Annotated in this window: 18 protein-coding genes; 4 read left to right on the forward strand and 14 right to left on the reverse strand. The window is 59.1% G+C overall.

All coding sequences use genetic code 11. The features are described from left to right. Positions 1-154: 154 nt before the first annotated feature. From DES54_RS09595 to hpxO, 8 genes are all read right to left on the reverse strand, one after another. Positions 155-1105, reverse strand: coding sequence for an N-carbamoyl-D-amino-acid hydrolase (locus tag DES54_RS09595; protein WP_113866818.1), 951 nt, complete (start codon positions 1103-1105; stop codon positions 155-157). A gap of 28 nt (positions 1106-1133) precedes the next feature. Continuing rightward, positions 1134-2366 (reverse strand): Zn-dependent hydrolase, encoded by a 1233-nt coding sequence (locus DES54_RS09600; protein ID WP_113866820.1) that lies wholly within the window; start codon positions 2364-2366, stop codon positions 1134-1136. 44 nt (positions 2367-2410) lie between these two features. Then, entirely contained in the window at positions 2411-3172 is a 762-nt protein-coding gene (locus tag DES54_RS09605; RefSeq protein ID WP_113866822.1) for an ABC transporter permease, read from the reverse strand. 15 nt (positions 3173-3187) lie between these two features. Further along, positions 3188-3967: an ABC transporter ATP-binding protein gene (locus DES54_RS09610; RefSeq protein WP_113866824.1), complete on the reverse strand. Its 780-nt coding sequence runs from the start codon at positions 3965-3967 to the stop codon at positions 3188-3190. A gap of 39 nt (positions 3968-4006) precedes the next feature. Beyond that, positions 4007-5047 (reverse strand): ABC transporter substrate-binding protein, encoded by a 1041-nt coding sequence (locus DES54_RS09615; RefSeq protein ID WP_113866826.1) that lies wholly within the window; start codon positions 5045-5047, stop codon positions 4007-4009. Between the two features lie 295 nt (positions 5048-5342). Continuing rightward, positions 5343-7682 carry a xanthine dehydrogenase molybdopterin binding subunit gene (gene xdhB, locus DES54_RS09620; RefSeq protein ID WP_113866828.1) on the reverse strand — a complete coding sequence of 780 codons (2340 nt, stop codon included), beginning with the start codon at positions 7680-7682 and terminating at the stop codon, positions 5343-5345. Beyond that, positions 7675-9093, reverse strand: coding sequence for a xanthine dehydrogenase small subunit (gene xdhA / locus DES54_RS09625; protein ID WP_113866831.1), 1419 nt, complete (start codon positions 9091-9093; stop codon positions 7675-7677). Before xdhA ends, xdhB begins: the two co-directional genes overlap by 8 nt. 94 nt (positions 9094-9187) lie before the next feature. Further along, positions 9188-10345 (reverse strand): FAD-dependent urate hydroxylase HpxO, encoded by a 1158-nt coding sequence (gene hpxO, locus DES54_RS09630; protein ID WP_113866833.1) that lies wholly within the window; start codon positions 10343-10345, stop codon positions 9188-9190. A 314-nt stretch (positions 10346-10659) separates the two neighbouring features. On the opposite strand from hpxO, the gene uraD reads away from it, so the two are divergent. The 3 genes from uraD (at position 10660) to DES54_RS09645 (ending at position 12521) form a co-directional block, all read left to right on the forward strand. Continuing rightward, entirely contained in the window at positions 10660-11160 is a 501-nt protein-coding gene (uraD, locus tag DES54_RS09635; protein WP_113866835.1) for a 2-oxo-4-hydroxy-4-carboxy-5-ureidoimidazoline decarboxylase, read from the forward strand. Further along, positions 11157-11492 (forward strand): hydroxyisourate hydrolase, encoded by a 336-nt coding sequence (gene uraH / locus DES54_RS09640; RefSeq protein ID WP_113866837.1) that lies wholly within the window; start codon positions 11157-11159, stop codon positions 11490-11492. The genes uraD and uraH overlap by 4 nt, the downstream gene beginning before the upstream one ends. Positions 11493-11615: 123 nt before the next feature. Then, the gene (locus DES54_RS09645) at positions 11616-12521 is read left to right on the forward strand and encodes a MurR/RpiR family transcriptional regulator (protein ID WP_113866839.1); all 906 of its coding nucleotides are present in this window, start codon (positions 11616-11618) and stop codon (positions 12519-12521) included. A gap of 37 nt (positions 12522-12558) precedes the next feature. On the opposite strand, the gene DES54_RS09650 is transcribed toward DES54_RS09645, so the two are convergent. From DES54_RS09650 to DES54_RS09670, 5 genes are all read right to left on the reverse strand, one after another. After that, positions 12559-13815: an OprD family outer membrane porin gene (locus DES54_RS09650; protein WP_113866886.1), complete on the reverse strand. Its 1257-nt coding sequence runs from the start codon at positions 13813-13815 to the stop codon at positions 12559-12561. A 259-nt stretch (positions 13816-14074) separates the two neighbouring features. Beyond that, on the reverse strand, positions 14075-15409 hold the full coding sequence (gene ssnA, locus DES54_RS09655; protein WP_113866840.1) for a putative aminohydrolase SsnA: 1335 nt from the start codon (positions 15407-15409) through the stop codon (positions 14075-14077). 3 nt (positions 15410-15412) lie between these two features. Beyond that, entirely contained in the window at positions 15413-18520 is a 3108-nt protein-coding gene (gene ygfK, locus DES54_RS09660) for a putative selenate reductase subunit YgfK (RefSeq protein WP_113866888.1), read from the reverse strand. 311 nt (positions 18521-18831) lie between these two features. After that, entirely contained in the window at positions 18832-20223 is a 1392-nt protein-coding gene (gene hydA, locus DES54_RS09665) for a dihydropyrimidinase (protein WP_113866841.1), read from the reverse strand. A 52-nt stretch (positions 20224-20275) separates the two neighbouring features. Beyond that, positions 20276-21463 (reverse strand): diaminopropionate ammonia-lyase, encoded by a 1188-nt coding sequence (locus tag DES54_RS09670; RefSeq protein WP_113866843.1) that lies wholly within the window; start codon positions 21461-21463, stop codon positions 20276-20278. Between the two features lie 330 nt (positions 21464-21793). Here DES54_RS09670 and DES54_RS09675 point away from each other — a divergent pair, with 330 nt between their 5' ends. Further along, positions 21794-23527 (forward strand): sigma 54-interacting transcriptional regulator, encoded by a 1734-nt coding sequence (locus DES54_RS09675; RefSeq protein WP_113866890.1) that lies wholly within the window; start codon positions 21794-21796, stop codon positions 23525-23527. 60 nt (positions 23528-23587) lie between these two features. Here the strand turns inward: DES54_RS09675 and DES54_RS09680 are convergent, their stop codons facing one another. Continuing rightward, positions 23588-24493 (reverse strand): amino acid ABC transporter substrate-binding protein, encoded by a 906-nt coding sequence (locus tag DES54_RS09680; RefSeq protein ID WP_205680186.1) that lies wholly within the window; start codon positions 24491-24493, stop codon positions 23588-23590. Positions 24494-24503: the final 10 nt, after the last annotated feature.

The raw sequence follows: 24503 nt of genomic DNA on the forward strand, positions 1-24503 counted from the left end.
TCGCCATACCAACCGAACATGAAAATAAATTTTATTTTTTACATTATTATTCAATGTAATAGATCAACACATCAGGAATGGACGGCGACGAATTCTCATTTTGCGCGACGCCGTCTCACATTGAGAGATCGTTATCAACGACGAAAGACAGTTATCAAGGACGCGGCGTACCGTCAGCCGCCAGCGTCTCTCCTTTCAGGGTGACGATTGGCTGGTAGGCGCGCGGCTGACGATGGGCATCGAAATCAAAGGTGGTACGTTTGTATCGCTGGCAAAAGTCCAGATCGCAGTGGGCGATCGCTACTTCGTCTCCCTTGGTCACACAGCGGGCCACCACTTCTCCCGACGGCGCAATAATGCAACTACCGCCGATATGCTCCACCCCTTCTTCGTTACCGGCCTTAGCGACGCCCACCACCCAGGTGCCGTTCTGATAGGCGCCCGCCTGCATCGACAACTGGTTGTGAAACAGCGACAGATCATCATGCTCTGGCGCGGGCGCGTTATGCACCGGGGTGTTGTAGCCAATCAGCACCATCTCCACCCCGTTGAGCGCCATTACCCGGTAGGTTTCGCACCAGCGGCGATCATTGCACAGCGCCATGCCCATCACGCCGCCGAAAGCGGCGTACACCGGAAAATCGTCCCCTGGCGTGAAATAGCGCTTCTCCAGATGCTGAAAGGCGCGCCAGGGCTCGTGTTCCCGGTGTCCCGGCAGATGAACTTTGTGGTATTTACCGACAATCTCGCCGGTCTTATCCACCAGAATGGCGGTGTTATAACGTTGTTTTACTCCCGCTTCGACGACCAACTCGGCGTAGCCAAGATAGAAACCGATGTTAAGCTCGCCAGCCAGTTCGAACAGCGGCTGGGTGTCCGCATTCGGCATTGACGATTCGAACCAGGCGTCCAACTCCTGCTCGTCCTCGATGTACCAGCGCGGGAAAAACGTGGTCAGCGCCAGTTCCGGGTACACGATCAGATCAGCGCCCAGCGTGTGCGCTTCGCGCATCAGTTTCATCAGGCGCGCCACCACCGACGCGCGGTTATGGTTCCTGTTCACCGGACCGAGTTGGCCGATGGCGACATTGATATAACGGGTCATCATCTTCTCCCTTGGGTTGCTGGCGTCCCTATCGCTGGGTACGTTGCAGTACGGCGCGCAGTAATACGTTCGCGCCCGCCACCAGATCGGCGGCTGCGGTAAATTCACGGATGTTATGGCTGAGGCCATCGACGCTGGGTACAAAAATCATCGCCGCCGGACAGACGCGCGCCAGGATCTGGGCATCGTGTCCCGCCCCGCTGGGCATGCGCCGCGTCGACAGGCCGAGCGCCCGCGCCTGGGATTCCACCAACGCCACCATGTCGGCATCAAATGAGATTGGTTCAAAACGCGCCAGCGATCGGGCGCTGAGGCTGACGCCCTCCGCCGTCGCCAGTTCGTCGGCGAACGCCAGAAGCTGCTGCTCGGCGCGGTTCAGCGCCTGAGCGTCGGTATTGCGCAAATCCACCGTCAGTTCGACCGTGTCGGGAATGACGTTGACCAGATTCGGCGTCACGGTCACATGCCCGACCGTCGCCACCTGATCGCCGCCAAGATGCTGCGCCAGTTCACGGGCGAAGACGGCAATACGCGCCGCCACGTAACCGGCATCACGGCGCAGGCGCATCGGCGTGGTGCCGGCATGATTGGCTACCCCACGCAAGGTGAACGCCGTCCAGCAGATGCCCTGCACCCCTTCCACCACCCCGATGTCTATCCCTTCCTGATCCAGCACCGGGCCTTGCTCGATATGCAATTCCAGATAACTGTCCACCTGCGGACAACCCACCGGCGCGTCGCCGTCATAGTCGATAGCGCGCAGCGCATCGCCCACCGTCACCCCGTCGATACCCTGGGTCGTCAGCGCCGCGTCCAGCGCCAGACCGCCCTGATACACCAGACTGCCCATCATGTCCGGCTGAAAGCGCGAACCTTCCTCATTGGTGAAAAAGGCCACCGCCAGCGGACGCCGCGGCGTAACGCCGGCATCGCGCAGGGCGGCGATCACCTCCAGCCCGGCCAGTACCCCGTAGTTGCCGTCATACAGGCCGCCGGTGGCGACGGTATCGATATGCGATCCCATCATCACCGGCGCACCCGGCTGCGCGCCATCCATGATGCCCACCACGTTGCCGATGGCGTCCACGCGTACCGTCAGCCCCAGTTCACGCATCTGCCGCACCGTCCAGTCGCGGCCCTGGCGATCCTGTTCCGTCAGGGCCAGACGACAAACGCCGCCGCCAGGCAATACGCCCAGCGCGCCCAATGCTTGCAGCGACGCCAGCAGGCGATCGCCGTTGATTGTCAGACTTTGGTTCATGTTGTTTCCTTAACCACCGCGGACGCCTTGCCGCCCGCGGCGGATTAGCGATGCGCCCAATGCGTCATGCGCTTCTCGATAAATGCGAACAGTTCATACATCACCACGCCCATGGCGCCGATCACCAGCAACCCGGCGAACACCAACGCCATATTCATGGTGGAACTGGCGGACATCATCAGGTAGCCGATACCCAGATTGGAGGCCACCGTCTCCGAGATCACCGAACCGACAAACGCCAGCGTAATCGCTACTTTCAGCGAGGCGAAAAAGTACGGCAGCGCTCGCGGCAGGCCGACTTTCTTCAGAATGTCGAGACGCGAGGCGCCCAGCGAACGCAGCACGTCCTGTAGCTCCGGCTCCACCGTCGCCAGCCCGGTCGCCACGTTGACCACAATCGGAAAAAACGAGATCAGAAACGCGGTGGCGATGGCCGGAATGGTGCCGATGCCGAACCACACCACCAGCACCGGCACAAAGGCGACTTTAGGGATCGAGTTGAATCCCACCAGAATGGGATACAGCGAACGATAGACCAGCGAGGACGCGCCGACCGCAATGCCCAGCAGCAGGCCGACCACAATCGATAGCGCAAACCCCGCCAGCGTGGTGTACAGCGTTTGCAACGAGTGGGTCATGATTGGACGCCAGTCGGCCACCAACGCGACCGCCACCTGCGTCACCGACGGAAACAGATATTCAGGAATGCTGAACGCCGTCACAATCACCTGCCACAGCAGCACAATGAACAGCAGAAGCAACCAGGGGGCCAGCTTCATCAGGGTTGAATGGGAAACGCGAGCCATGGATAAACGCCTTTATTACGAAGAACGCACGGAAGAGATATGCCCGCGCAGCGCCAGCACATGGGCTGAGAAGGCATCGGTAAAGGTGACGTCGATCTGCCGGGGACGCGGCAGATCGATAGTGCGGCGGCTGACGATCTGTCCTGGCCGGGTGCTCATCACATATACCGTATCGGCCAGAAACACCGCCTCCCGCAGATCGTGCGTCACCAGCACCACGGTAAACGGCGAGTCCTGCCACAGATCGCGCACCATGCACCACAGTTCCTCACGCGTGAAGGCGTCCAGCGCGCCGAAGGGTTCGTCGAGCATCAGCAATCGCGGTTTGTGGATCAGCGCCCGACAAATAGAGGCGCGCTGCTGCATGCCGCCGGACAGTTCCCAGGGATATTTGTCCTCGCATCCCGCCAGCCCCACGCGCGCCAGCAACGCGCGCGCCTGTTCCTCATACGCCTTGCGTTGGCGGCGCAGCGTGCTGCGGAATGGCTCAACAATTTCCATCGGCAACATGATGTTCTGTAAGGTGGTGCGCCACGGCAACAGATTGGACGCCTGAAACGCCATGCCCACCCCTTTCTGCGGCCCTTTCACCTCGCGATTGTTGACAAAAACATAGCCTTGCGTGGGGGAAATCAGACCTGACGTCAATTTCATAAAGGTGGATTTACCACAGCCGGATGGCCCGACCAACGCCACAAACTCGTTTTCATTAATCTGGAAATTAATGTCTTTAATCGCCAGTTGACCATCGGCGTTGTAAGCCAGGCTGACATTGTCAAATTTCACGAAGCTCATCAGGTTCCCTCTCCGTTAACCACGGTTGAACATTACGGATTACGGCAACGTGCGTTCAGCCGACGCGGGCAGCATCTCGCGGGTAAACAATGTGGCGCTGTCCGGGGCGTTTTTCAGGCCGAAAGCGTCAACGAGGGTGGTAATGGATTGCTGCATCCGCGCCGGGTCCACATCGCCCAGCCCCAGCCGACGACTTTCCGGCGTGATGACAAGCTTATCGATCACCAGCTTCAGACGGCGGGTTTCCAGCGCGACATTGATCAGTTGATCCTTCTGCTTGACGAACTGCACCGCCGCCTCTGGATCGGCCAGCGTCTCTTTCAGCGCCCGGTTCAGCGCGCGCAGGAAACCTTTTACCGCCTCAGGATGGTTATCCAGCATGTTTTTGCTGGCGATCACGGTGTTGCCGTACAGGTTCACGCCGTAGTCGGCATAGGGAAAGATCACCAGATCGCTCTCTTTCAGCCCGCGTGCCTCCAGATTCAGCAGACCGGTGAAAAAGAAGTTGGCGATGCCGTCCACGTTGCGCCGCACCAGCATGTTGGCGCTGACGGTGGAATCCACCGTTTGCCAGGTGACGTCGTCCTTATTGATGCCGGCCTTTTGCGCCAGCGCAGGCCAGGATTTGCGTGAGGCTTCGAATACCGGCGCCGCCAGCGTCTTGCCGCGTAGCTGTTCCGGCTTGGTGATGCCTGAACTTTTCAATACGAAAATGGCGGCGGGCGTGGAGTTATAGAGCATATACACACCCTTGATCCCCATGCCCGGATGCTGTGATTCCTGCTCGACCAGCGAGTTGAAATCAGCAAAAGCCATATCATAAGCGCCGGTGGCGACGCGAGTGACGGCGCCGGACGAACCATTACCGGAATCAATCGTCACATCCAGTCCTTCATCACGGAAATAGCCCTTGGCCTGCGCCATGAGAAACGGGGCGCACGGGCCTTCAAAACGCCAGTCGAGAGAGAATTTGACCTTTATCGGTTCGGCTGCATTGGCAGCCAGCGACAGAGCGGCGGCGGCGGCGAACACAGCCGCGCGATACAGTTGAGACAACGGGTGAAACCTGGGGATCAGCATCGTTTTACTTTCCTTTTGTCAGGGTCATGTCGGGCAGCCGACTGCTGGCTGTGGATAACGATTGGCACAACATTTTCAGAAAAAAATAAAAACCAAAACAACTGTGCCAGATAAAGCAATATCGATACCAGATCGTCATCATCGGGTCACATTTGTTAATTTTTTGATATGAATATAAAATTTATTTCATCGTTGGCAACGATAGCGGTGAACCGTCCACCGGACGTCTCATTTTGGTGCGCCGATACAGTGCAACGGCGTGATGCTCCTCTGCCGTTGCACCTGTTGAGACAGCCTATGATCGCGCCGCTTCAATCGCTGCCAATACCCGTTCCGGCGTGGCGGGCGCATCCAGCCGCACCGCTTTCCCGTGCGGCCCGGCCACCGCGTCGCGTAACGCGCACCACACCGCAATCGCCAGCATAAACGGCGGTTCCCCCACCGCTTTGGAGTGAAACACGGTCTGTTTCGGGTTGACCCGGTTCTCCACCAGCCGGACATTGAAGCGCGTCGGCCTGTCGCCGAACGTGGGGATCTTGTAGCTGGCGGGGCCGTCGGTCAGCAAACGGCCCTCGTCGTTCCACACCAGTTCTTCGCTGGTCAGCCAGCCCATGCCTTGCACAAAACCGCCCTCCACCTGGCCGATGTCGATAGCCGGATTCAGCGAGGCGCCGACGTCATGCAGGATATCCACCTGCGTCGCCCGGTATTCGCCGGTCAGGGTATCCACCACCACTTCGGCGCAGGCCATGCCGTAAGCGAAATAGTAAAACGGGCTGCCGTGCGCGCTGCTGCGGTCGTAGTGCACCGTGGGCGTGGAATAGTAGCCCTGGCTGGCCAGCGACACCTGACGGAAATGCGCCAGTTTCGCCACCTCCGCCAGCGTCATCAGCCGTTCACCGGCGCGCGCCAGTCCGTTATTAAAGTCGATGTCGCTGGCGGTCAGGCCATATTCGCGGCACAGCAGATCCACCAGCCGTTGTTTCAAGGTCAGCGCCGCCTGTTCCGCCGCTTTGCCGTTAAGGTCGGTGCCGGAAGAGGCGGCGGTGGGCGAGGTATTAGGCACCTTGCCGGTACTGGTGGCGGTGATGCGGATATGCTCCGGCGACACGCCCAATACGCTGGCCACCACCTGGATAACCTTGGTATGCAGCCCTTGTCCCATTTCGGTGCCGCCGTGGTTGAGTTGCAGGGTGCCGTCGGTATACATCAGCAGCAGCGCGCCGGCCTGATTGAGAAAGCTGGCGGTAAAGGAGATGCCGAATTTGACCGGCGTTAGCGCCAGCCCGCGACGCAGCACCGGATCGGCGCGGTTCCAGGCGTCAATCTCCGCCCGTCGCTGCGCGTACTGCGCGCTGCGACACAACTGTTCAGTCATCTCTTCCAGCAGGTTGTCTTCCACCCGCTGGCCGTAATGGGTGATATTACGCTGCGGGTCGCGGTAATAATTGAGCCGACGCACCGCGAGCACATCCCGTCCGCGTTCGCGGGCGATGGCATCCATGATATTCTCGATGGCCATCATTCCCTGCGGCCCGCCGAAACCGCGAAACGCGGTATTGGACGCGGTGTGGGTACGGCAGCGATAACTGGTGATGATCACATCGCTCAGGTAGTAAGCGTTGTCGGCATGAAACATGGCGCGATCGACAATCGATCCCGACAGATCCGCCGAGTGACCGCAATTGGCGATCAAATCCAGTTTCAGGGCCAGCAGCAGGCCCTGATCGTCGTAGCCCACCTGATAACGCGCCAGAAACGGATGCCGCTTGCCGGTCATCAGCATGTCGTCGCGCCGGTTGAGCCGCATGCGCGCCGTGCGCCCGGTAATACGGGCGGCCACCGCGCACAGACAAGCGATGCCCGCCGCCTGGGTTTCTTTGCCGCCGAAACCGCCGCCCATGCGCCGCGTGTCCACCGTAACGTCATGCTGATGCAGCCCCAGCACCGACGCCACAAGCTTCTGCACCTCGGTCGGATTCTGGGTCGAACTGTACACCAGCATGCCGTTTTCCTCCGGCGTCACCATCGCCGCCTGTCCTTCCAGATAAAAATGCTCCTGTCCGCCAATATGCAGCCGCCCCGTCAACCGGTGCGGCGCGGCAGCCAGCGCCGCGTCAGCATCGCCGCGCCGATGCTGGTGCGGTTGATCGACGAATTCGCCGCGCGTCAGCGCTTCCTCAACATCCAGCAGCGCGGGCAACGGCTGATAGTCGATCACCGCAGCGGCGGCGGCACGGCGGGCGGTGTCCTCATCAATGGCGGCCACCACCAGCACCACCTGCCCCAGATAGGTCACTTCGTCACGCGCCAGCAGCGGATCGCCAGGCACCAACGGGCCGACATCCAACTCGCCCGGCACGTCGCGCCAGGTGATCACTTTCTCAACGCCGGGGATACGATAGCAAGGGGCGATATCGATGCCGAGGATGCGGGCATGCGCGTGTTCGCTCAGCCGGGGCGCCAGATGCAGAGCGTCAGCCGTTCCGGGTCTGTCGTCGATGTACAACGCCTCGCCGCTCACATGGCGTTCAGCGCTCTCATGGGGCAGCGATTTGCCGACCTGACCAACGGCAGGTTCGGCAAACCATTGCCGGCGATCGTCAGCCTCAGCGCCAAAAGACGTATCAGACATAGTCATCAACCTCCAGTTGCGCCGCCGACAGGTGGCTGGATAAGGCAAAACGGCGCAGCAAATTCTGCGCCACCCGCAGCCGATAGTGGCTGCTGGCGCGCAGGTCGCTGATCGGCGCGAAATCCTGGGCCAGCGCCTGCGCCGCGTCCGCCAGCGCCGACGCATCCATCCGCCGTCCCAGCAACGCGGCTTCGGCGCCCGCCGCTCGTGCCGGGATCGCCGCCATGCCGCCGTAGGCCAGCCGCACGCTCGCCACCTGCTCGTCGCATAACTCCAGTAGACAGGCGGCAAACACTGCGGAAATATCGTCCTCCCGCCGCTTGGACACTTTGGCGATCAGCAGCCGCTGCGTCGTCGCCGGACGCGGGATGACAATCTGACGAATATATTCGCCCGGCTGTAACGCGGTCTGGCGGTAACTCAAAAAGAATTGCTCCAGCGGGAGTTCCCGCTCCTGCCCACGGCAACGCAGCCGCAGCCGGGCGCCCAATGCCAGCAGCGTCGGCGCGCCATCGCCGATAGGAGAAGCATTGGCAAGGTTGCCGCCCAGCGTGCCGCGGTTACGGATCTGGCGCGAGGCAAAGCGGGTCAGCATCTTGCTGAACGCGGGCAGATGGGGCTGTAGAAAGGTTTCACAGTCGCTCAGCGTCACCGCCGCGCCAATCAGCAAATTGTCTGGTCTGGCTTCCAATGTATGCAGTTCCGCCACCTGACTGATATCAATCAAGTGCGATAAGACGCGCCGGTGTTGAGTTATCTCCAGCGCCAGATCGGTGCCGCCCGCCATCAGGCGGGCGTCGGGCGCGCTGGCGATAGCGGCATCCAACTGCGCCAGATCCGCCGGGATCTGACAGTGATGTCCGCCGCCGGTGAGCGTCGTCGGCCCGGCAATCGCCCGCAGTCTGGCGACGGTTTGCCGCTCATCCTGACTGAAACTATCCGCCAGCGCGCGATCGCATTCGCGCGCGGCATCGGCAACCGGCCGGTAACCGGTGCAACGGCACAGATTGCCGCTCAACGCCTGGCTGTGACGCGCTTCCGGGTGCTTGTGCAGGGCAAATAACGACATGGCGATGCCCGGCGTGCAGAAGCCGCACTGCGAAGCATGATGCTTCACCAGCGCCTGTTGCACCGGATGCAGTTGTCCCTGCTGACGCAGATCTTCCACGGTCAGCAATTGCCTGCCATGCAGCGCGGACAATAATGTCAGGCAGGCGTTGACGCTGCGATAACGCAGCCGGTCATCCTCCACCTCCGCCACGACGACGGTACAGGCCCCGCAATCACCGGACGCGCAGCCCTCTTTGGTGCCGATGCGCCCTCGTTGTCGGCGCAGGTAGTTGAGTACGGTGGTATTCGGATCAATGGATGTTTCGCTGACCAGCGTCGATCCAAGCAGGAATTCAATCATTAGTTCTCCTGTCTAACGTCACTCCGGTCGGCGGGCCGGTAATAAGTGATAGCGGCATGGCGCACGCTGCCGCACCGATAAAGGAACCACACCGTCAGCCCAACGGACCGCCGACAATGGTGTCATACAAACCGGCCATAATGTGCTCGCCCGTTTCGCTGCGCAGCGAGTCATACCACGCCTGGGTGTGCGGCCAGGATTTGCCGTGGGTGATATCGCAACGTTTGCGCGCCTTCAGCACCAGATCCGTCACCCGCGGCAGACGTCGCGCCTGATACCGCGCCAGCGCATCCTCTATCCCCAGCGAATAGGTTTGCAACGTCATGGCCAGCACCACCGCATCCTCCATCGCCGCGCAGCCGCCCTGCCCGATATCCGGCGTAGTGCTGTGCGCGGCATCCCCCAGCAGCGCGACCCGGCCTCGCACCAGCGGGCTGAACGGTTCAATATCGTGGATCTCTATCCGGTTGGTGGTCTGCGGTTCCAGCGTGGCAATCAGCCGCTGCACCCGATCGTCCCAGCCTGCGAAGTAGCGTTGCAGATCGGCACGCAGCGTGGTGCGATCCTCTGGCAAGCCTTTGGGCAGCGGTACGTCAAAGAAGAAGTAGAAGCGGCCATCCGCCACCGGCATCAGCGACACGCGTTTGCCCTCGCCGACGAAGGTGGTCCATTGCTGGGTCGGCGCCAGCGTTTCATCCGCCGTCACCAGACCGTTCCAGTTGACATAGCCCGCATAGCGGCGCTCCGGGGCGTAACCCAGCACGTAAGGACGCACCGCCGAATGGGTACCGTCGGCGGCGATCAGGAAGTCGCCGTATGCCTCGCCGCCATCGGTGAATCCAATGCGCACGCCGTTGTCATCCGCCTGCACCTGATTCAGCCGCTTACCGAACGCCACGCGTGACTCCCCCCAGAACGCCAGCATTTGCTGTTGCAGTTCCGCCCGCGCCACCGGATAGGGGTGCTCCCCCACCCGCTCTACCAACGGTTCCAGACTAAAGCGCGTCAGATCATCGCCGCTGCGGAAATCGCAATAGGCCATGCTGTTCATCAGCCCGCCGTGGCGTCGCATCACGTCGCCCATTCCCAGGTAGTTCATGCATTTCACGCCGTTAGGCCACACCGATATCGCCGCGCCCGCCGGTCTGATGGCCTCTACCGCTTCAAATACCTCGCAGTCGATGCCAATATTGCGCAGCGCGACGGCGGCGGACAATCCGCCGATCCCCGCGCCAATCACCAAGGCTTTCATATCGCTCTCCATCAGATGCTCTCTTCAAGCCAGCAATTTGCATACCAACCCCGGTGATCGCGCTGAAGGCAAGGGAGATAGACGCAACACGCCACAATGCCAATGCCCACTCGCACTATTTTTGTGCAAAAAAGCAGAAATTTGCGCTAAAAGTGAAATTAATGTTGCTTATTGACTCAGCAATAAACCTTTTGTTGCATGGTCGGCGCAGTAACCCGCCAGCATTGTTAAGCGGTCACTATCGGCGTGGCATATGAATTGCTACACGTTTACAGTAAACCATGATGACATCGGCACACAGGAGCAGTCCCATTGTGATAACACTCGACCATTTCAATCAGATCGACGCGGCGCAAGCCACGGCGCTGTTGTCTCCGTGCGTCGCGTTGCCCGACTGGGCGGCGCGCGTGGTTTCCGGTCGTCCCTATTCTGACCGGGCCGCGTTGCTGGCCGCCGCCGCCCAAGCCAGCGAGGGCTGGCGGATCGGCGATCTGGATCAGGCGCTGTCGGCGCACCCGCGCATCGGCGAGAAACCGCAGGGCGAGGTGGCGCACGCACGCCTGTCGCGTCAGGAACAGGCCGGGGTGACGCCAGCGCACAATGAGGCGCTTTTGGCGCTACAGGCAGGTAATGCCCGCTATGAAGCGACGTTCGGACGCATTTTTTTAATCCGCGCCAGCGGGCGCAGCGCCGAAGAAATCTTGCAGGAATTACAGCGACGTTTGCAGAACAGCGAACAACAGGAAATTCAGGAAGCGCTGGCGCAATTACGCCAGATCACCTTATTGCGACTGGAAGGGATAGTACAACCATGAACACCATTACCACACATATTCTGGACACCGCCCTGGGCGCGCCGGCGCAAGGGGTGACCGTGCGGCTGGAACAGTATCAGGCGCAGCGCTGGCGCGGCCTGACCGAGCGCCAGACCGATCAGGACGGGCGCATCCGAGATTTGACGCCGACGCCGCTGGCGGGCGGCCATTATCGGTTGACCGCCGATATCGGCGCGTGGTTCGCCGCCCACCAGCGCGATACCCTGTATGTGATCGCCCAAATTGAATTCACGCTGCCCAATGACGGCGGTCATTATCATCTGCCGTTTTTGATCTCGCCGTGGTCTTGGTCCACCTATCGCGGCAGTTGAAATGCGCGACGGCCCGTCTGACTATTTTCCTGCCCACACAGTTCAGGGCTTGCTTTTTTCTGGCCCTGTTGTTTCAATCCGACAATCAATGAGAAACAACCGTATCAAAATGAGCGATCGCCCATGCCAAAGAGGTCTACTCCCCATCCGGTGGCGACACTGGGTGACTTGCAGGATCTGATCCGCCGACTGCATCCCACCTTGTCGGCGGCGGAACAGAAATTCGTCAGCACGTTGTTGCACCACCAGCATAATCTGGCGAGCTATAGCGCGACCGAACTGGCGCAGTTGGCGGAGGTGTCGAAATCCACAGCGGCACGCTGCTTCCGTCATCTGGGTTTTGCCGATTTCAACCAGTTCCGCAATACGTTCCGACCGCCGCAAGTCGCCGGTCAGTCGCCGTTAACCCATTTTGATAACACCCGGCACGGCGCGCAAAACACCTACGATCGCTGGCTAGCGCATATCGATACCGATAAAAAGAATCTGGACCGCACGCACGACGCCGTCTTCACCGACAATCTGCAACAGGCGGTCAGGCTGCTGGGCGATGCCCGTCATATCTGGGTTACCGGCTTTCGCAACAGCTATATTTCCGCCTATTACGCGCTGGCGGTGTTTTCCAATATCCGTCCCGATGTACGGCTGGTGAATGATAATGCCGGACGCTTTGTCGATAACCTCGCCGATATGCACGCGCAGGACGTGCTGCTGGTGGTGGATTTTCCGCGCCGGGTCAGCATCCTCAACAAGCTGGTGGCGGTGGCGCAAAGCAAACAGGTCAAAATGATTTGTCTGTGCGAAAAATTGATCTCCTCCATCAATGCGCGGATGGACGTGGTGCTGGCCTGCCAGACCAGCAGCCGCACCATCTTCGATTCCTATGCCGTCAGCATCAGCGTGATTAATTTTCTGGCCGGGGAAATGGCGTTACAGTTTCCGCATCAGGCGCGTCAGCGCATGGAAGAGATTGAGCGCATCCATCAGGCCACTGGCGATTTATCGCCGGATCACGACGAGCAACCCTGATGCGTGTGCGCCCGGCTATCGCCGGGCGTGCTGGTTATCAGAAAGTGTACTGGAGCGAGAGGCGGTTCTGCCAAAAATCCTGATCGTAGCGCGGCGAGGTCTGGACACCGACGAAATCGGACAGACTCAGCCCTTTCAGCGCACCGCTGAATTGATAGCTGGCGAACACCAGATATTCGGACTGATTGCGGCTCGGCAGGTTGACCGACTCGCGCAGATCCATAAACGAATAATAAGCGCCCACGGTCAGCGCGGGCGTCGCCTGATAGGATAAGCGTGTGGAATAGGCGTTGCCGGAACCCAGATCCTGAGTACTGGTGAAGAACGGCTGAGCGAAATAGCGTCCCGACGAGGTCTGACGGGAGTACGGCGTCACCAACGCGCCATTGCCGTAAGCATCGTGGCTGGCGGCGATATGGTTATAGTTGAACGACCATTTGATGTCTCGAGTCGGGGTAAAGCTGAACTGCGCGCCGTAGCTGACATTGTCCACCTCGCCCGCCAACGCCTTGCCCTCGCTGGTGCCGCGCATGAACTGTAGCCCCAGGTCGGGCGTCCAGGCGGAGTCGGTGTCAATCAGATGCGCTTCGGTGAAAAACAGCCGCACATAGTCGTCATACTCGTCATACCAGAGCTCGCCCTTCAGTTTCTGCGCGCCTAATTGCACCGCCTGTCCGCCGCCCACCGCCCAGACGCCGTTGGTTTTGGTCTGAACGCTGGTATAAGCGGTGGTGCTGAGAAACTGATCGGAACCCCACGGTTTGTAGCGATAAGCTTTGGTGGCGTGAACAAAATTCTCTTTATCCCCGTAACGCGCATCCACCGCCCGGAACAGGATCGGGGTGATGCGCCAGTCATAATCACTGATAAAGGGAATATTGAGGCGCTGGTTGCCAGCGGTAATGCGCAATTGCCGATACTGCCAGTTAACATACGCCTCGCCGATATTATCCTGGTTATCACGCAGTTCCGAAACCATGCGGCTGTCGTCGCCGTGCCACAGACCGCGCTGCAAGATGCCGCTGACCCCGAAGCTGAGCCCCAGGTAAGGGGCGGTCAGGTATTTGATGCTGCCGCCGTAGCTGGCGGTGTCCTGATTATTGTTTTTGACGAAATAGGCATTATGGGTGGAGTAGTACAGAGTACGAAACGTACCGTGCACCGTACCGCAGGTGAACATAGCGGTAAAATTCGCCACGCCGCTGTCGCTCTGCTGACAGGTCCGTGCGGCGTTATCCGTATTGGTCGTTTCATCGGCCCACGCCGGTGGATGAAATAATGCCAGCGCCAGCATGCCTGCGCCGCCCAATAACCGAAAAGAACGGATGCCGCCGCCACACAACCGCGACGCTGTTGTCCCCGACTGACGAATTTCCCCAATGTTATCGACAAGTAATAGGTTATTCATATTGAACCATCCCAGCGTTAATCAATAAATACGGTCACCCTTATGGCTGACCAAGCGCACCAAATCACGATGAACAACAATTAATTGCAGGCTTATTATTAATTTCGAGATCCCCTTCGTTTTCCGGGTCGCCGTGATTCAACCGCTATTGGATGGATAATTTATCCATCCGCCGCCAGAGTCCGGCGGCGCTCTGGCGGGCAAGACGGTAGATTTCATCCACCTCGAACGGAAAGCGGCGATCCTCATACACCATATTTCCCGCCACCATGACGCTGTGTACGCTGGCGGCGCTAAGGCCGAAAGCCAGGTGTCCGGCCACATTCTCCCCGCACAACGGGGTGGGCGGCAGGTAATCGCAAATGGTCAAATCGGCCTGATAACCCGGCATCAAACAACCAAAGCGGGCGTTAAAATTCTGTTCGAGCAGATGGTTGCCGTTATGCAGAAAACGCAGAAAGCTGTCCGGCCACAATGTTCCTCCGGCATCACGGTGTTTGAACCAGGCGAATTTCAGTTCTTCAAACATGTCCGCGCCAATACCGTCCGTCCCCAGCGCCACATGCCGGTATTGCGCCAGCCGCTGGTTGTAGCCGACCTGATTATTCATATTGGAACGGGCGTTATGCACCAGACAGGCCTGATGCCGGTTGATGGTTTCCACCTCGTCGGCGGAGAGAAAAAGACCGTGGGCAATCAGGCTTTTTTCGTTGAGTAACCCCGCCTGTTCCAGACGCGTCATGGGATCGACGCCGTAATGATGATGGCAGTGAGACACGTCGTAACGATCTTCCGCCACATGAATGTGCAACCCGCGTCCGGTTTCCCGCAGCGCGTCGGCCAGCATGTCCAGCCCGGCGTCCGGCAAGGTAAACGGCGCGTGCGCCCCGATGTGCGCCTCCACCAGATAAGGTTCCCGTCCGGCCTGCCGGTCGGCGTCAATCCGCCGGGCAAAACGGATATTCTCTTCCACGCCCCGTTGCAGTTCGTCCAGCCCGCCGTTGCGATCGGTGGTTTCATAACAGGTCATGCCCCGCAGACCGGCCTTGAGAAACCCCTGGCGCAGAATATCCAGCGAACCGCTGATCAACGAGGGCGAGGCATGATGGTCGATCACCGCCGTACATCCCTGCTTAATAGCCTCCAGCGCGCAGGTTAGCGCGCTGTAATAGAGTGACTCTTCATCGAGGGCGCGATCCAGCTTCCACCACAAGTGTTTCAGCGTGGAGATAAAATCGGGACAGGGCGCGATATCGGCCAGCATGCCGCGCGCCAGCCCGGAATAGAAATGGCTATGGGCGCACACCATGCCCGGCATCGCCAGCCGGCCATGCATGGCTTTGACCGTCGCCGTGGGATAACGTGAGGCCAGATTGCGGCCCACATCGGCGATCACGCCGCCTTCAATGGCGATATCCATTCCTTCGCTCACCTGCGCCGGGACAAACTGTAGCGCCGTGACGTTCTGTAGTATCAGCATGCTTTATTCCTCCACCGCGCCCAGCAGATAATGATGGTGTTGATAGATATGGGTGATAATCCGGCACATGTCGGTTAGCTCCGGCGGCGGCGCGTCAAGGCGGCCCCGCGAGTCGATATCCAGGTGATAAACCTGCTGGCGGTAACGCACGCGCACGCCATCGTCGGTCAGCAGGAAACCGGGATTGCCGCTGTTGGCAAAATCCCGCGGCAAACTGAAGATCGTCACTTTGTCCCGGTAGGGCTTGCCCTCCCAGGGACAAAACTGGGCGCAGTTGCCGCACTCATTGCAATAAGCGTCAAGATGCAACGTCTGGAAGCGATCGCGGAAACCCGGCACGGCAACGGAAATATTGGCCCGATTGGGACAGACATCCACACATTTGGCGCACACGTAGTTACATGACAAACAGCGCTGCGCTTCCTGTCGGGCAAACGCGTCCGGCTCGTCAGCCGACAGCGAGCGGATGGCGATCTGCCCTTTGCGGGCGTAGATATCTTCAGGATCGGTATTCAGCCAACGTCTGGCGGCATGACCGTCACGGATATTTTCCCGCCGCAGGATGGTATCCGCCGCTCGTCGGGCCGCGCCGATGGCGGCGACAATCGACGCGGAACCACTCTGCACATCGCCGATCAGAAAGACATTTTCCCGCGCCGTTTCTTGCGTGCGGGGGTCCGCCGCCGGTCTGCCTTCATCCCCGGACGAGATGCCCATCCGCGCCAGATGCCGGTCATCGGGAGTCTCGCCGACTGCGGTAATCAACGCATCCATGTGCAGGGTTTCCAGCAGTTCGGTGGCGACCGGACGCGGACGCCCCTGCGCGTCTGGTTCACCCGGCGTCATCACGCGCAATAGCAGCGTGCCGTCGGTTTCGAAACGCTCAGGATTGACCATAAAGCGGAAATTCACCCCTTCCGCTCTGGCTTCCCGCACCTCTTCCTTCCAGGCGGGCATGTCGTTTTCGCCACGCCGGTACAACACCGTGACCTGTTCGACGCCCGGCACACGCAGCGCGGCTCTGGCGCAATCCATCGCGGTATTGCCCGCGCCCAGCACCGCCACCGACCGCCCCAGTTGGACGTTTTCCCCCTGATTAAAGCGCCGCAGGAAGTGGAACGAAGGCCAGACGGCGGGATTGTTCCCCGCCAGCGTGACCGGATGGCTTTGCGCCGCCCCAGTCCCGACGCAGATATAGGTAAATCCCTGACGGCGCAGTTGGTCGATCGTCAGTTCGGCGTCACAGCCATAGACAAATTTCACGCCGTGTGCGGCCACGAAATCAATGTCATGCTGAATTTTCTCCGCCGGAATACGAAACCTCGGCACCACATGCCGCACCACGCCGCCCGCTTCCTTTTCCCGTTCGAACAGGGTAACCGGATGACCGGCACGGGCCAGAAAATAACCGACCGCTAGCCCCGCGGGGCCTGCGCCGATCACCGCGACCGGATGGCGGTTGCCGGACCCGGCTGGTTTGAACCAGCGCTGCCGATAGCCCTGCCAGCCTTTTTCCAACGCGATGCGTTTGATCTCGCGGATATTCAGCACGCGGTCGTAGTCCAGCCGGGTACAGTTATTCTGGCATTGATGATCGCAGATATGACCGGTGATGGCTGGCAGCGCGTTGCGCTGATAAATCAACTCCAGCGCATCGACGTAACGTCCCTCCCCGGCCAGACGCAGATATTCCGGGATATCCTGTTTAATGGCGCAGGCGCTGACGCAGGGCGCGACATAACAATCCGACAGCGGCAAGCTGTCGCCCGCCGTGATCGTCTCGTCGCTTTTCCAGGACTTCTGGTGATAAGGCGCGGTCAGCGCGGCGGCGGCCAGCATCTCCAGACGATCGACATCCACCGTCTCCCGCGCCCAGCCATCCGAGTTTTCCAGTTCGCGCGCGCAGACGCCAAGTCGCAGATAGCCGCCCGGTTTCAGCAGATCGGTGGCCAGGGTGATGGGATGAATGCCGGTTTCATGGATGGCGCGAATATTTAGCTGGCTGGCGCCGCCGGAGTAGGAGATGGGCAACCGTCCCTGAAAATGCCGCGACAGCACCGCCGCCACATTGATGGACAACGGGAACAGCGCCCGCCCGGACATGTACATTTCCTCTCCCGGCAGACGCGCCTTGTGGTTGACCGCGCCCAGCGTGTTGGTCAGCTTCACGCCGAACTCCAGCCGCTGTTGGCGCGCCAGCGCCAACAGGCGTTCCAGCATGGTCAGCGCCCGGTCGAGTTGCAGATCGTGCAGAAAAGCGGCTTCGTTCAACCGCACATAGTCGAATCCGCAGCAATCCAGGATCTCGCGCACCCGCCGATAACCCAGCAAGGTCGGATTCAGTTTGACAAAGGTATGCAGCCCTTTTTCTTGCAGCATATAGCGGCAGATGGCTTCAATTTCATCCGGCGGGCAACCGTGCATGGTGGACAAGGTGACGCCGCGCACCAGATGAGGGGAAATCCGCTCAGGCAACGCACGCAACGCCGCCTGCCGCGCCAGCGGCATGATATCGCCGAGGCGATCAGGCCGGGTTACCCAGCGCGTCAGTATCTGCCGATAGCGGCTGAACGCCTGCGTGCCGGACGCGTCCATCATGGTGGCGATAAAGTTCTGCATCGGCGGCTGTTTGATGCCTTTCAGGTCATAACCCACGCTCATGTTGAAGATAAATGATCGTCCCTGCTCCGGCTGACGCGGAGCAAACAGGCACTCCAGCAGCCAGAGGGCAAACCAGGCTTTCAGATATTCATCCGCGGCTTTCGGCAGGGTAAATTCGGTGGACCATTCGGTATTGAATCCTTCGTCTTCGGCATCAATGCACGGTTTTTCCAGTTCCAGCCGATCAAGGATCTGGACGGTTTTTAATTCAATGAAGCTGCCGCCGGTCAGCCAGGCGGTAATGATATTCTGCGCCAACTGGGTATGCGGTCCGGCCGCCGGTCCAACCGGCGTATCGCAGCGCTCCCCGAAAACCCGCATCTGCAGGGAAGGATCACGCCGATAAAACTGGCTTTCAGGAATACCGAAAATAGCGCGGCTCTGCCGATATTCGGCAAACATTCTTTCCAGTAACTGCTCAAATGGAACAGGACGCATCACATCACCCACCTTCATCTCCTTCATCTGTTGTCAGGAAAAATAATCCAGCCCGTGCTTCCGGCTTTCATCACCGGGGAGTTATCTTTTTTATGGCGGATCGGGCTAAGCAATATGCAGGCCAGAAAGCGGGGAGATCCCCAGCGCCACGCATCTTGCGCGGGCGAAGGAATCAGTGGCGGCGTGTTTCCTCGTCAGAGGAAATTACTATGATCTGTAGATGATGAGGTTGAGGTTCCGTTGCCGCGACGCCGTTTTTTCATTATTCATCGGGCGTTTCTCATTTTGATAAACATCATTCGCTTGATGAGGTTCGCGCCATGTTACTCCGCTGGCGGCGCGACAAAGGGCTGGCGCGGCAGGAAACGCCCGTACCCTGGCCGTCCGGTAAATACGCCGTCCCGACAGACTATTTCCCCCCGACACAACGTCATCACCGGCCAGCCGTGACAGAGCATGCCTTCATAGGGCGAATAATCGCCGTTGTCATGCAGCGCCTCATGGCGCACGGTGTCCTGTCGTTCAGGATCGAACAGCACCAGATCGGCATCCGCGCCGGGATTGAGATTGCCTTTCTGCGGCCACAGGCCAAACAGTTGCGCCGGACGCGCGCTGGTCAGATCGACAAACCGTTCCGGGCTGATCCGGCCTGTCGCCACCCCATAAGAAAACAGCAGCGTCAGACGATTTTCCACGCCGGGAAGACCGTTGGGACAACGACTGAAATCGCCGTCGGCAAGCTGTTGCCGCTGCCGCCATGAGAAATTGCAGTGATCAGTCGCCAGCGTCGCAATGCCGCCATCCGCCAGCCCGCGCCACAGTTTTTCCTGCTCGGCCTGATCGCGCAACGGCGGGCTCAGGATATATTTCATCCCATCCGGGCGCAGATACAGGGCGTCGTCCAGCAGCAGATACTGCGGGCAGGTTTCCGCCCAAACCGCTTGTCCCGCCTGTCTCGCCAGACGGATATAGTCCAACCCCAGTCCGTTGGACAGATGTACGATATACAACGGCGCGTCGCCCGCCAGCGCCGCCAGATTAATCATCCGCGCCACGGCTTCCGCTTCACAGGGGATAGGCCGACTCAGCGCGTGGTAAATCGGCGCGATTTTCCCCTCGCGCACGAACGTATCGCGCCGCCAGCGGATCGCCGCGTCATTTTCCGGGTGGACGGTAGCCAGCGCGTTCACCTGATGCAAACGCTGTAGCGCCCGTAATATCGACTCATCATCCAGCTTATGCTGATAGGTAAGATAGAGCTTGAAACTGCTGATCCCTTCCTGCGTCACCATTGAAGCCATTTCATCCAGAATGGCCTGATCCACATGCTGGATCACGCCGTGGAAGCTGTAATCGATCACCGCCTGTCCGTGGGCATAGTCGTGGTAACGGGCCAGTTGATGATGCAGACTGCAACCCGCCGGGCCGAACCCCATATGGTCGATAATGGTGGTGGTTCCGCCGCAGGCCGCCGCCCGCGTGCCGGTGAAGAAATCATCGCAACTGCGCCCGATGCCCACATCGATATGGCAATGGGTGTGAACGTCAATCCCGCCCGGCATCACCCAGCAACCGGCGGCGTCGATCACCGTCATATCCGGTTCAATGACGATATCCTTGCCCCGTCGGACAATCTTTCCCTGATCAATCAACAGGTCTTCGTCATAGCGCCCACGATGATCGACCAACATGCCGCCTTTGATTAAACGTTTCATCATCTGTTCCCGTTAAATCGGTTGCCGTTAAAAAACAGCGTCGTATTCAGGTTTATATCGCCGGTTGTCCCTGCCACACCACTTCCCGGTAATGCTGCTGATCGGTATCTCCTTCCGAGCTAATCAGCAACACGCGGGATGAAGCATCCAATCCCAGGCGCGCCAGCAACGCTTCCCGCTCAGGGCTATGCAGAATGGCCGCCAGCACGCCCATGCCCACCGCCCCGGACTCGCCGGAAATAATGCGCGGGTCCCGCGCTAACGGGTTGCCCAGCACCCGCATCCCCAGCACCGTCACGTTGTCCTCGCAGGAAATAAACTGACGCGCGCTGTCCCGCAGTCGCGGCCAGCCAAGTGGGTTAGGCTCGCCGCAAGCCAGTCCCGCCATCATCGTGTCCATCTCCCCGCCCACGTTGACAATCTCGCCTTGCTGCGCCGAACGATACAGACAGTCGGCACGCTCCGGCTCGACAATGACCGCATGCAGCCGGTCCGCGCCATAGATATTGACCAGATAATCCAGTACGCCAGCCGCCATCGCGCCGACGCCCGCCTGAAGGAAAACATGGGTTGGCGCGGCGCTGTGACGGATCTGTTCGGTGATCTCCACCGCGAGCGTGGCATAGCCCTGCATAATCCAGGCAGGGATGGTTTCATAACCCGGCCAGGCGGTATCCTGAATGACTTCCCAGTCATTTTCCCGTGCGGTGGCGATAGTCAGACGCACTGTATCGTCATAATTCATGTCGGTGACGATGCACTCCGCGCCCAGACTGGTAATGTGCGCCACCCGCTCCGCCGACGAACCTTTCGGCATATAGATAACCGCCCGCTGCCCCAGTTCTCTGGCGGCCCAGGCGATGCCGCGTCCGTGATTACCGTCGGTCGTGGTGGTGAACGTCATCGTACCCGGCTGGGCGGCGCGAAACTGTTCAAAGGAAAACGTATTGATATCCCAGTGATATTTCTCGCACACCCGCTGAGCAATGGCGTAAGCGCCGCCCAGGATCTTAAACGCATTGAGACCAAAGCGTTGCGATTCATCCTTCACCAGCACCTGCTCCACCCCCAATACGGCGGCGAACGCATCAAGCGTATAGAGCGGAGTGGGTTGATACCCCGGCATGCGCCGGTGGAAAGCCAGCGCCTGTTCCGCTTGCCGACGGGTAAACAGAGCGGGGCCGGTCGCCGTGAAACCGGCGTTATCGGCGATTTGCATCCGTAATGAAAAAGTTGACATGTCACATCCTGATTGCAGTGAAAAGAATGAGGGTTTGCCGGTATATGATCAATATTTGTGCCAGTTCATGGTTGCAGACCACGGTTCAATATCGAATAATCAAAAATCGTGACCAAATGGAACTTGAGCCGGATTTCCGCACCTTACGGCGCCGTCACCGCCGCCATTCCCATCGGGGAACCCCGATCGGCATGGTTTTCACCGTCGCACAATGCTGCGCCCGATTCTCAAAATGCGAATGTTGCCCAACAACGCGCCGTCGCGACGGTTGACATGATTTTTATAAATTAAACAGGGGCGTATACCGTGTCAGCCAAGAAACTGTCTTTGATGCAAATCCAACCGACCATTCGGCATTTCACGCAAATGCTTAGCCGGGTGTTGCAGCTTGAGGTGGAGATAGTGGACAGCCAATTGTTGCGGGTGGCCGGCAGCGGCCCTTACAGCACCCACCTCGGCCACCCGTCCGCCAATACGCGGCTGCTTCAATACGTGATGGATCAGAAGCAAACCAAGGTGGTGTTTAACGCCCGCCACGATCCGCTCTGTCAAACCTGCAATCAGTACGGCCAATGCGAGGAACTGGCGTTTCTCGGCTTGCCGGTTATCCACGAGGATACCTGCCTGGGAGTGATCAGTCTGGTGGCGGTCAACGCTGAACAACAGCAGCGCTTGCAGGAGAATGCCGACGTTTTTTCCGATTATATCCGCCATATTTCCACGTTGCTGATCGCCAACCTGATGAAAAATCAGGTTGCCAGCGACGGGATGGGCCAATTGTTCACCACGTTGATCGGTAGTATGGATCAGGGAATTCTGGTACTGGATGAGCAGGATCACGTCAAGTTCGCCAATCAGAACGCCCTGAAACAACTCAATACCCATTGGGAGAAACTGACGCGTACCCCGGTCGTTATTCGGCCATTGATTTCCGACAAGAATTTTGCCAACGGACACGCGCAGCACGTCATCACGTTTGCCGGTCAGTCGGAGGTGGTGATCGGCCAGCACCATACCGGGGAGGATCTGCAACTGTTTCTGCTGGCATTCCATCAGGCCGATCGCTCCGCCTCGGCGGATTATCAACATGCGGAAACGCAACTCGACCAGTTCATCGGCAACTCTCCCGTCGTCAGGACGTTGAAACAACTGATTGGCCGGGTCGCCGACAGCCCCTCCAGCGTGATGATCACCGGTGAAAGCGGCAGCGGTAAGGAAGTGCTGGCGCGGGCTATCCATTGGTTGAGCCAACGACGCGGCCACCCGTTTATCGCCATCAACTGCGCCGCCATTCCTGAGCATTTACTGGAAAGCGAGTTGTTCGGCTACGTTAAAGGCGCCTTTACCGGCGCCTCGCCCAATGGCAAAACCGGCCTCATTCAGTCCGCCAACCACGGGACGTTGTTTCTGGATGAAATCGGCGACATGCCGCTGACGCTGCAAGCCAAACTGTTGCGCGCGCTGGAAGCGCGCGAAGTGCTCCCGCTGGGGGCCAGCAAGCCGGTGGCGGTGGATATCCGTATTATTTCCGCCACCCATCAGCAATTGGAACGGTTTATCAGCGAAGGCAAATTTCGCGAAGACCTCTATTATCGGCTGAATGTGATCCCGATTGTTATTCCGCCGCTGCGTGATCGGGTCGAAGACATTGATATGCTGGTGCATTATTTTCTCAACATTCATACCCAGCGGCTTGGCAACGTCTACCCCGGCATTAGCCGCGAAGTCATGGGTCTGCTGCGTCGTTACCGCTGGCCGGGGAATGTGCGCGAACTCAGCAATCTGCTGGAATATCTGGTGAATATCGTCCCCAATGGCGAGGTGATAGATCGCGCGCTGCTGCCGCCCAACTTCCATGCATTAAGTCATGCGCAGGTGTACTCGACGCCGCTGGCGGACACCGTGTCCCCGGCGTCTTCCAACCTGAAACAGATGGAATATCAGTTAATGGCGGAAGCACTGCAACGCGGCAGCAGCAAAACCCAGTTAGCTCAGGAACTGGGCATCAGCGTCGCCACCCTGTATCGAAAAATCAAGAAATACGGTTTGTCCGACAAAGCCTGATCCGCCCCGGTTCCGCCAACGAGGACTTACCGCTCCCGGACGCCGGACAGCGCGTAGCCGCTATTCGCGGGTAAGTAATTGCGCCTTCAGGCTATCACTCATCGGCCAGTTTAAATTGATGCCGCTACCTGGCAGCGGCTGGGTAAACCAGCGCGCATAGATGCCTTCCATGTCGGCGCTGCGAAAAATATGACTCAGCGCGGTATTAACGGCCTCTCTGAAAGCGTCATCATCAAGTCGCACCATAAAACCATAAGACATCTGTTCACTCACCGGTTCGCTGGATAACGCATAATCCTGGGGGTTGGGCGAGGCGGCAATCATGGTATGGAGCAGAATGTCATCCATCGCAAAAGCGGATACTTTTTCCTGACCAACCAACTCGAATGCCTTTTGCAGCGTATCGACCGCGATAATCGACAGATTCAGCTTTTTTTCCCGGTTCATCAGGGTGATCTGGCTGACGTTCACCGTACCCAGTGCGACGCTTACGCTCCTGCCGCGCAGATCGGTCAGCGTGCGCAGGTTATTTTTCGCCAGTGAGACATAATAGGTGGTAACGAGAAAATGACTGCGGGTAAACGCCACGCGGCGACGACGCTCGGCATTATTGGTGCTCGCCACGCATTCAATATCCATCATCCTGCTATTGAGTAACTGCACCCGGTTGCCGGGGGTACGAAATACATATTCGATATTAAGCCGTTTCAGCCCAAGCTGGACCTGCAACGATTGCGCCACCCGTTCACACAGTTCGATGGAGTACCCCATGACGCGCCCGTTGGGGCCAATATAGGAAAAGGGCGGCGTAATACCGTAACCTATGCGCAACGTTTCCGTTTGCCGGATTCGCTCCAGCGTTGAACCGGGTAATGATTCGGCTTGTGACAGGCCGCTTTGCGCGATAGCGAACAGCATAAGCACAGAGAGAAAGATACGGTACAAGCGCCTGCCATGTTCTCGCATACGTCATTCT

Source organism: Brenneria salicis ATCC 15712 = DSM 30166 (assembly GCF_003315515.1).
GTDB classification, from domain to species: Bacteria; Pseudomonadota; Gammaproteobacteria; order Enterobacterales; family Enterobacteriaceae; genus Brenneria; species Brenneria salicis.